Origin of the sequence: Candidatus Enterococcus wittei, assembly GCF_002140175.1 — a bacterium.
Lineage (GTDB): Bacteria > Bacillota > Bacilli > Lactobacillales > Enterococcaceae > Enterococcus_B > Enterococcus_B wittei.
This window is the reverse complement of the sequence record NZ_NGMO01000001.1, coordinates 1,030,572-1,041,785: the sequence shown is the minus strand read 5'-3', so window position 1 is coordinate 1,041,785 and position 11,214 is coordinate 1,030,572. Positions and strand designations below refer to the sequence as shown.

General features: G+C 39.0%; 1 protein-coding gene. It reads left to right on the top strand.

Going from position 1 to position 11,214, the window contains the following annotated elements:
- The first annotated feature begins 411 nt into the window (after nucleotides 1-411).
- Entirely contained in the window at nucleotides 412-10,914 is a 10,503-nt protein-coding gene (locus A5844_RS03995) for a QWxxN domain (RefSeq protein WP_086283979.1), read from the top strand.
- The last annotated feature ends 300 nt before the right edge of the window (nucleotides 10,915-11,214 follow it).

Sequence of the window (11,214 nt, the reverse complement as noted above, 5' to 3'; positions counted from 1 at the left end):
AATCTTAACTAAAGCAATTTTGTGATATTGGTCTCTTTAATGATAGAGAATGTCACAAATTCTAGAATGATGTTTCTGGGCATATGTTTTATAATCTATATGAAATCGGATGCTTTAAAAGCAAGTTTCATAGAAAGGAGGAACAAGCCGTAGAGATATTTGCTCGTATAGTTTGATGAACTAAAGGTGCTTTTATTGAGTTTTTTTATGTATTCTTTTTTCTAGATTTGAATAACGGTTGCTTTTTATCTAAAAGAACGATCACTTTAAAGAAAATGATATAGAGTCGTTGAAGCCAGCCATAGATAATTGATGGGTGACGTAAAAGTATAGTTCCTTAGTTGTTATTCAAATGAACACTTATACAACGAATTAGTTCTATAATTAATGTTTAATGAAGGAGTGAACAAGATGCCACAGAAAGTTAACATGACGAAGAAGATAAGGCTACCACAAGCTAACTCTAGAGAAGCGATTGGGAAAGAAAACAACAAACGAAATGACAAGAATAAATCAGGAAATGACCAAGCGAAGTTAAATTATATTGCCAATAGGATGGGACAAACACTAGCCCCCGATAGTTTATTGACATTAGATGGCTTCCTTTATTTATACAGTATCTGCCAAAATGCACGATTAGTCGATCCTCCTGAACAACAGACAGTCATCAAAAAAAATGCGCCAGCTTTTGAAGCGAACACACGAATTGATGTGAGAAGAGACGGGAATCAGACAAGAATACATTCCTTTGTTTCCACCTCTACCATCAACCGTGAGCGAATCCAGTTCTTGAAGACGTCCCATACCATGCCTCATCAGTCAACATCAATCGCCTCTCAGTTTCTCAGTGCCAGTCCGTTTTTTACCAACCAAACGTTCCACCATCAGACATCGACATCTGCACCACAAAACATCGACATAGCGAAGAGAGCCCAGGAATTGAGTCTTTCTGTTCATCAGAGGATCCATAATATCTATCAACTTCTGAATTGTACCACCACGAGAAGGACGGATCAGGTAAACACATTGATCTTCACAGGAGAAAGTGTAGAACAAACGAGTTTTATCACGATTTGTCAAGAAGCAATCGGTAAAGCTGAGACACAAAACAACCAAGAAATGAAACAAGAAAGGGAAATTCTCCCTTTTTCTACTGATCCGATGACTGATAGAACCGTTCAAGCTCCCTCACATTTTTCTGCGGAAGAGACAGCTAAAAGGCTAAGTAAAACCTTTCAAGCTTCTTTTGAAAACAAATATAACGCCACAATAAATCCCACAAAACATGTACATAATCAAGTGATAGAAACATTTTGGAATGACTTGACTAAGCTGTTTTACCAGTTCTTTTCCCAACATGAACATGCGGAGCCTATTCAAGAACAAAGAGAAACAAGCGGTTCGTTGCTGTCGTATTTTGCTGATTGGTTACTGAGTTCCTTTTCGGTAAACTATGGGGAACAAATCCTTAATCACCGCCCACCAGTAAAGAATCTGCAGATCCCAATGACCATTCACCCGACAGACAACTTGCTCTCAACCCAGACTTCGCAAAAAAAATCGAATAATAAAAAGGCGGAAAATCCCCCTCAGAAACTAGCTTCAAAAATGATTCCGCAATCGGTATGGGAAGCTAAACCTACATTGTCCCTTGAAGAAGAAAGTTATTTTTCCCCATTTTGGCATCTAGCAGCGGATTTTTATGGAAAGGTGGATGAGTTTATTGAACATTTCAATTTCGATGTATTCCCATATTTAGGGGTCGAAGCAGCGGCTATCCCTTCGACTGATTATGAAGAAATGATTGTAGAATCTTATATAGAAATCCCGCCAGAAACGGTCGCAAAAATAAAACGAATTATGAATGCGTATCTGGAACATCGGCCTTCTAGTGAATCGAATACCGTTCCTTTACCTTCTTTTTGGTTTGATCTTGAAACGTTTCAATTGCGTCATAAAATACAAGGGGTCAATCAAAAAGTCAAAGATTATTTGTGTAAGCAAGGAGTTCCATGTGACGGATTATCAGGTGTTAAATTACTTGATGCCGTAAAGAAGTGGGAAATAAAAGATGGTCTGGAAACTAAAATGGCCAGAAGAAAGCGTATTGCTACGATCATTCGGAATGCCTTAGAACTTCAGAATATAGAGCTGAAATATACCAAGGCAACAAGGATCGTTTTGCAATGGAGAAATAATAATATCTTTCAAGATTACTCGTTTGAAGACCGACAACCACCAACCTCAAAAGAATCTCAGCAAACAACCGAATCTCAACAAACCACTTTAGAAAAAATCGTGACGACTGAGTTAACCACCATAACCAGTGAAAAAAACGAAACGATGATAGCGTCTACACCATTACCATCAGAGATAGATACACCAAAGTTGGAATATTCTGAAGTCATTTCTAGAGAAATACAAGAACAATTAGAAAATGTCATTCAAACCTATATTCATGGCTATTCGGTGGCTAAATTATTGCGTGAAACGATCCCACCAAATTTGCCATTTTTCTGGTATGATTTAGAGATTTTTGAAAATCGCGATCAACTCGGAAAAGTGAATAAAGAGTTGAAAGCTTTTCTTTGTGAGGAAAAACAGTGGTGTCAAGATATGACAGACCAAACTTTGTTTCTAAAAATACGATCTTGGGTAGAATCAAAAAAGGCTCAGACTACGCGAACTAGAAGAAAAAAAATCGCTGGGATTATTTTAAAGGCTTCTGGACTCCAAACAAGAAAACTGACAAACTCAGAGGCAAAAGGTATTATCCTGCAATGGCGAGACAACAATATTTTTAAAGGCTATCAATTTAAAGAAATCCATCAAATACGTACGGAAACGACTGTTTCGTTGAATGAAAACCAGTCAAACGTGACAACAGAACTGACCATCGAAACAAACTCTGTTAAGGACCAAGTGGAAATGGCATCATTTTCTACCACGTCATCCTCGAATACTTCTGTAAAATTGTTGGCGGATACATTAAAAATAAATAGTATCATTACCGCTTTTTTTGCTGGAAAATCTTCTCCTGTACCACTCTCTGAGAAGCTACCACTTTTGTTAGATGATGCGGAGGTGTATAAAAAGCGGAATGAAACAGACCATGTCAATGATAAAGTCAAAGAATTTCTTTGTACGCAAAACGAGTCATGTGCTGGATCATCTCCTCTTCAATTGATCAACGCTATATATTGGTGGATATGGAAAGAAGGACAGGAGAAGAAGATAACCAGAAGTAAAGAAACCGCTGAAGTTATTCTTAGCTCTTCGGGACTCGCTGGACAAGAGGTATCAGATGATCGAGCATCGGCGATTATCCAACAATGGCGAAACAATAATATCTTCAAAGGATATCAATTTAAAGAAGCCAAGCAAATACCTAGGGAAACAACTGCCTCATTGAAGGAAACTCCGTCCGACTTGACCACAGAACTGCTTATGGAAACAAGTTCTCTGTCGTATCAAGTGGAAGAGATTCTTCCTCCTACCGCGCAACCTTCCACTCTTTCTGAAAATACTTCGGATGATATGAAAAAAATAAACTGTATTATAAGCGCCTATTTTGAGGGAAAACCTTCTCCTGTACCCATTTCTGAGAAGTTACCACTGATCTTATATGACGAGAAATTGTATAAAAAACGCAATGAAACACAAAGGGTGAATGAGGAGGTCAAAAAATTTCTCTGTGAACAAAAAGTGCCATGTGAAAAATTAACTCCTTCTCAATTGATTACGGCTACAGAGGAGTGGATAAGCAAAGGGAGAAATAAGGGGAAGGCCGCTCGGAGCAAAGAAGTTGCTGACGTTGTTCTTAGCGTTTTGGGACTTGTTGGACAAGAGCTATCCGATGATCGAGTGGCCAGTATTCTTCTCCAATGGCGAGACAATAATATCTTCCAAGGGTATCAATTTAAATACCTCATGAAAACGCATCATGAAACACCCATAGGGGTGCACGATATAATTGTTGTGTTGAATGAAAATCAGCCCAACACAACGAACCATGCGAGCCAATTGAAAAAAGAAAATGGGTTTGATCTACCTAGCTCCAATATAACAACAGGATTGCCCATTAACAAAAGGTCTGACGAGTCATCCACGCCTGAATTCCAATCTCCGGATACGCATGATAAAAGGTATTTAGCGTTCACAAAAAAAATAAATAGTATTATCACTGCTTTTTTAGAGGGAAAACCCTCTCGTGTACCACCCACTGTGGTACTCCCAACCTACTATCATGAGGGGGCCTATGCGGTGTATCAACAGCGACATAAAACACCAAAGGTCAATGCTGCCATCAAAAAATTACTTTGTGATCAAAAAATACCCTGTGAGGGATTATCCCTCCTTCAACTGATTACTGCGACACAGAGATGGATCAGAAAAGAAGGAAAGGGAACAGAAGAAATCAGAAGTAAACAAGTCGCTGAGCTGATTCTTACCGCTTCGGGACTAGCGAGCCATCCGATCTCTCACCATCAAGCCCATGCTATTTTCTCGCAATGGCGTGACAATAATATTTTTAAGGATTACGAGTTTCAGGAACCTTCTTCAGATGATCGAACGTATAAAACTAGTGGATTAGCTGGAGCGATCATTTCTACTAATATCTATACCTACGGTGTACTATCTTTAGAAGGAGCGGCAATGGTAAAAAAATTCCATTTGGCTTACCTTAATAAGCATCCTATGACGCTACCGACCTACGAACCCCTCCTCCCTTTCTGGTTTGATTTTGCGCTTTTTCAAAAACGGAATGAAACAGAGAAAGCCAATGAAGCAGTCAAACAGTTTCTAGCTAAACAACAAGAGTTTAGTGAAGGCTTGCCCGCTCAACCCTCAGCGATCAATGCCTATGAATGGGTCCATAATGAACAAACAGATGCAGAGATTTTAGCTAGGCAAAAACAGCTGGCTCCTATTATTCTAGAGAGTTATGGTATTCGTCGCGATCTTACAGCAACGGAGGCTGTCAACACGATCCTTCAATGGGAAAGCAACAATGTGTTCAAAGACTACACCTTTATTGAACTCAAACAATCTTCTTTAGATGAAAGCCAATTTCGTAATGAGACCCTCACAGACAACAGTGAAATGAAAAGAGTACCAGAAACTGTTGTAGATTCAGACTTAGAATCCGTTCATACAATCGTGATGGATGTGACGGAAAATGTGGTTCCTGCGACACGTTATTCAGAGCCTCTACCGATCTTTTATTACCATCTCCTTCTTTTTCAAAAGCGAAATGAAACGAGTGCTGTCAATAAAAAAATGCAAGAGTTCTTCACGAAGGAAGGAATGGAGATCAAAGAAAGCTCTGGTAGTGAATTAGAAAAGACCACACTACAATGGCTCGAAAAAGGAAGCACTCATGATGTCTCTGATATATCTGAAAGAAAACAATTTTTAGCCTACTTCTTACTGGAGGCTTATGGTGTGGAGGACCTCAGACTTGGGGAGTTTCTGTCATCTACAAAGGTACAGGCGATTTTTAATCAATGGAAGGCCAATACGTTATTAGAAGGGTATACATACCAAGAGATCACTTATACAACGATCCATCACCAATTGTCCCAAGCAGAGGCTCCATCAATGATCCATCTTAAAGAACAAAAAAAAGAAAGCCAACAAATCTACGCGGATTTTATCCATGATCGCACGTCCACAATCTCTAAGGATCAGCCTATCCAAACCATTTATTATCATCGTGCGCTTTTTGAAAAGCGAAAGGCAACACCAGCCGTGAATGAAGCGGTTCGAAAATTGCTGCTTGAACAAAAAGTTTCTTTTAAGGATTCATCCGCCAGTGAATTGGTTCGTGGGATGCAAAAGTGGCTCTTTGAAGGAACCGCCTATGGGACGATTCTAGCAAGAGAAAAACAAATCGCTCAGCTCCTGCAAAAAGCCTATGGGCTGGAAGAAAAAGAGGTGACGGTGAAAGAGGCACGCTATCTCTTACTGCAATGGGAAAATAACAATGCACAAGTGGGGTATTCCTATAAAGACACGAGTACGTTTGAAGCTATTGAAATCAGTGTGGTTGAAGCGAATGAAGAGGAAAAAGAAAGAATTGAGGCTTTTACTCGTGAGAATAAGGCCCTTTCTCCGACAGAAGCCACGAGTGTCATCATGGAAGCAAAGCTACCTGAATGGACAGAGGAACAACAAAAGAATATTCGTAAACAAATCGCTGCTTTCTTAGGGGAAAAGAATATCGAGGTGAATGTGTCCAAACCCAATGAATTAGTAGTAAAAGCGGCGAGATGGGCAATCAAGGAAGTGGAAGGAAAAGAGACGACTGATTTCACTAAAGTAAAAATATTAGCGAATATCATCCTTGGAAAAAAAGAAGATGCAGTGATTTCGAAGGAGAAAGCACAAGCAATCTTTACAAAATGGCTACTTGATACGTCTGAAGAGGAAGCACCTACTTTCACTTCTACTGAATTAATAAAAGAAGAGACGACCCAAACAACCCAAACAACCCAAACAACACAAGCAACAGAAATAACCTCCGTGCAGCCATCCGTTGATGGGAAACAAACACCTAAGTATGAAGCGCCTAATTGGCGTGATAAAAACATGAGGATTCAGGTGGCACAGTTCTTCCGTCAGGAAGGAATACTAAAAGAAGAGTCAACCTTAGAGAATATTCTCATTGCGATGGGAAAATGGTTCACAGAAGAAAGGGGGGAAATGGTCCTCGGTTATAGCAAGCTCCAGTCCTTAGCTAAAGTGATCCTGAAAGAATTGAATCTTTATGGGGGGGGAGAAAAAGAAAGCATTTCCGATAAGGATGCGAGAATCACTATCATGAGATGGGTGACTGAAAATATACTGGGAAGTTCGATGGAAGGATATATGATCAAGAAGATCCTTGACTCTCCCGATCCTTCTACGTTTACGATCGGCAACCTTAGAAAACTCCTTGAGATTGAAGAGTTGAGAGAGGGAGGTCTTCTTACTTTACATATGCTTAAATATAAGGAAGATGAGAAACCGATTGTAAAAAAGTTGTGGTTCCTGTTACTCAAAGATGTATTACCGAATTATTTTCTTGAGACAAATACGCTGGCAGATGAGTTGCTGATTTCTAATTATGACTCCTTGATGCAGTTGACAGGTGCAAAGTTATTAGCAGATTTAGGCATCCACACACAATTCAATCAAGCAGAAATTCAAACGTTCGGTTCGTTTGTTTGGGATAAAATTAGTGAAAATGGCATAAAAAGGGTGGAAGAACTACGTTATACAGTCCTTCCTGCGTTGCTTGCGGTTGCTCAGTTAGACCCAGATCGATTACGGGAAGCATTGGAAAAAGGCGATTATCATGAGGTGGCCTTAAGCACTTTTATTGGGTATCATCAAAGTGGGTATTTACAACTGAAAGAATATCTAGACATACTCTATGATCTTTTTACAGCTTATCAAAAAGAAGTCCTGAACTGGCGACGAAAACAGGCGTTAGCAGAGAGAGAGGCTCAGAAGTGTGTTGTTGCTGGGGTAACCATCTTCACCTTTCATGCAATGACTCAAAATTATCTTAATGGACTGGAACCTTGTTACAATAAGTTTACCTCACCTAATTTAGAAGAATGGTATACTCGATTGACCAAAGCAGTCTCAGATACTTTTTATCCATTGGATCAAAAACTGATTGAGCTTGCGCTGAAAGGATTCGACCTTAAAGAACGAGAATTTATTTTCTCTCTTGAAACAGAACTGTATGAGGCCTCTGCCGAGTTGGAACATATCGGGCATACTTCTTCTAGCTCGTCATTGAAAAATTTTATGCCTTTTGTCCTTCTAAATGAACTTAAGTTAGATCAAACCGATTTGTTTGTAGCCATCAAAAAAAATGAAGAGCGATGGTATGCCTTAAAAAAATTGGATGGAGGGGGCTATACTTTTTATCGAGTGGATAAAGATTTGCTCGCATATTTCAAATATGGGCTACTGAATCATAAAGAGCTTTGGAACCAAAGCTATAAAAAAGAAGGTAGTGAGGTTCAAATAGGGAAACGGTACTTTAGATTTATTACTCGTATGGATAAAAGCAAGAAGTTACCACAAGGGGAGGAGACGCAACCCTTGATTGATGCGTTCAGTCGGAAACATAGTGATACTCTGTATGAGCAACTCTATAAATCCGGCAATGATCAATCCATCAGTGACCAGGTGTGGGATGTTGCCAAGCACTTCATACCTTTTTACGATTGTGCGACAGGACTCATCGAGCAAGATTTCGCTGGAGCAGCTCCTTCTTGTATCATCGATATCGTCCTATTGATCCCAGTTCTCGGGCAAGTGACTTCCCTTAGTACAAGATTTGCCTTAGGAATGGCCAAAGCGATGGCGACAGGAGGAATCAGAAATGCGATTCGTCAAGGGGCTCGATTTACTCCAAAAGTTTCAGAAATAAAGTCGGTTCTAATAAATATTAGACGTTATCTTGATCCAGGAATCGAAACCATCGCTGACGGGAGTAAATTTGTGTTCAAGGGATTAGTGGCTTTAAAAAATGAAGTTTGGGTGAAAAAAAATGTCAAACAACTTTTAGTAAGAATGGCTGGTTTAGTAAAGGAGACACCTGAGTTACCTAAAGATGTCATCAGGACTTACTTACCAGGAAAGGGCTTAGAAGTGCCAGTCAAACTAATGGAAAATGAATCCTATAGGTTGGTGACTGATCTGAAAACTGGTGATGTCTATGGCAATCCTTTCTGGTTGAGAGGGGAGCAATTAGAGAGATTTACGGAGCCTGCCTCATTTACGGAAGAACAAAAAACGCTGATCAATCGTTTAACAAAAGAAATTGCCCCAGATCAGATTTTTGCAGTTGAACCCAATCTGAATGCCAATGCCTATGGCAGTGGGAAAGTCATGTCTGTCGCAGAAAAAGGGAAAGAAACCAAGTATTTCATTACGATAGACGGTCATACGGTTCCTGTGAGAGTCACCTCTATTGGGGGACATGGGGTACGTTATGATGTGGTAGATGGAGAGAAGATTTACCCCGTTAATTTCAACGGAAAAGAATGGTATTTTGAACCCGGGACTTCTCCTTTTGTTTCGAAAAAATTAGCAGATGAAGTAATGAAGAATATGGATGAATTTGAATCAATAAAAGATCCAAGTGTTCTTTCTGCCCCCGATGAAAGAAGGCTGATGAGGAATAGTTTAGGAAGATCCTACATCAAGATCTATGATCACTATATTCCATTGATTCAATTGCACAAAAATGGGTATCGGTATCATTTAGTGAAAAAAGATACCAATCAGCCGATGACCGTCGTGGTATTCGATCCTGAGATTGAACAGTTTCGTTTTGAGACAGAATTAGAAAGAAAGCAAGCAATAGAGGCGACCGCTCCCAGTCAATCAGGAATCCTACATCATGGAGGGAAAGATACAAAAAGAAGAAAAGTTTCAAAAGCTTCTGAAGAAGGAGCTCCAAGTACCTCACAAGAAGGCGCTCCAAGTACCTCACAAGAAGGCGCTTCACAGATGATTAAAAATGTGGTGCTTCCACCAGCTAATCAGCTTCCACCAAATCCACCTGGACATGCAGATGAGTGGACGAAGCTTAGACAGGCTATCCCCTTTGAAGAAAAATTTGAAGAGCCGAGAGTTGAAGATGATAGTGTTCCTCTTGGGGATTTTTCTAAGTTTCTTCCAGAGAAACCACCGGTGTATTATAATGATAATGAGTGGGTGAAAGGCCAAATTATGAAGAATATCCTCCAAGTTTTACCTTCGAATCCTAAACTAGACTTTCGAGTGTATGTCGGTCTTAATTCAGATGATGTGCCAGAATATATCAAACTATTTCGAGAAAAATTAAAAATAAATGTTACATCAGCACAGGAAAAGTGTAAAACAGTCATGGAAAAGTGTGATAAATTGTTAAAAGAAGCAGTCTTTGCAGCAACCCCAGAAGGCCAATACTTGATTAACATGTTTGATTTGAGTAATGTTCCTAATAAAGAAGAAATCTTAAAGGAAATTATTACGAGACTAAGCTCAATAGCGAAAAAAGGAGAAGCGTTCCTTCAAGAAACGGAGAAATTTGACTATAAAAATATTTGGATCGTCTCCACTGAACTGAAACGTCAACCAGGCGCACAGGAATATCGTTCGCTTTATAGAGAGGTACCGCAAGCCTATGCACTTGTTTCAAGGTACGATCCGGAATGTAGAATAACTATTTATGCGGATACATTTCACTTAGACCCGTCTATTAGGAAAGATGCAGAATTAAGAAAAAATCCACATGAGACAATCTTACATGAAACGACACATCTTATTGCAGGTACGGAGGATGTGATTCGTTATTATGACAATCCAGCAGGATTTAGTATGAGTGGAGAAGAAACAATAAGTGATTTTATCACTAACTTTCCCGATTTATTAACATCTGAACCATTCAAGATATTTGTCAATCATTTGGCTGACTCGTTGAACAAACCAACGATATCAGTAAAAACTGTGGCTAATGCACTATATACTAATCCTATGTTGCGATCGAATTTTCAAATGATGGATGCAGAAATGGTGATGATTCTCCTCAGAGATCTCGCTGATGGAAGAGCATTTAATGAACGACCTGTTATTGACCCACCTATTGTTAAGCGAAGCATTAATAAGAAAGAATTAGGAATGGAAACTATGTTTATGTATTTAGTATTGCCTTACATACTTGGGAATGGAATCTTTGAAAGAAATATTCAACTGAATAAAGCGCAAGAACAGACGACCACAAGAACATCGGATGCTGTAGAAATCACAAAAGCGACATCGAATAGAAGTTTTTTAAATCTTGTAACTTCGAGTATCGAAAGAAGTGTTAATACTTCTAGTCAACAAATAAGCAAGATGCAGAAAGAATTAATTCTACAACATTAACCAAGTGGTATATGACGTTCTTTTATCTATTATGAAGACAAATGTGATAATATGCTGGAAAAAAACGCTGATATTAGTGAAGGATGATAAGTGGAGATCGAATAATAGTTTATTTACGAGTGTTGGTTAAAAATATAAACTATGTGTCCAGGTTAGTTTAAAACGAATGGTAAAAACGATTCTTAAGTTTTGAAATCTTTTAAGGTGTAAGTAATTTAAGTAGATTATTTAATTAGGTTTATTTATATGATTAACCTAAAAACAGGTAAGAAATCTACTTTGGTGAAAGAGACACAAGCA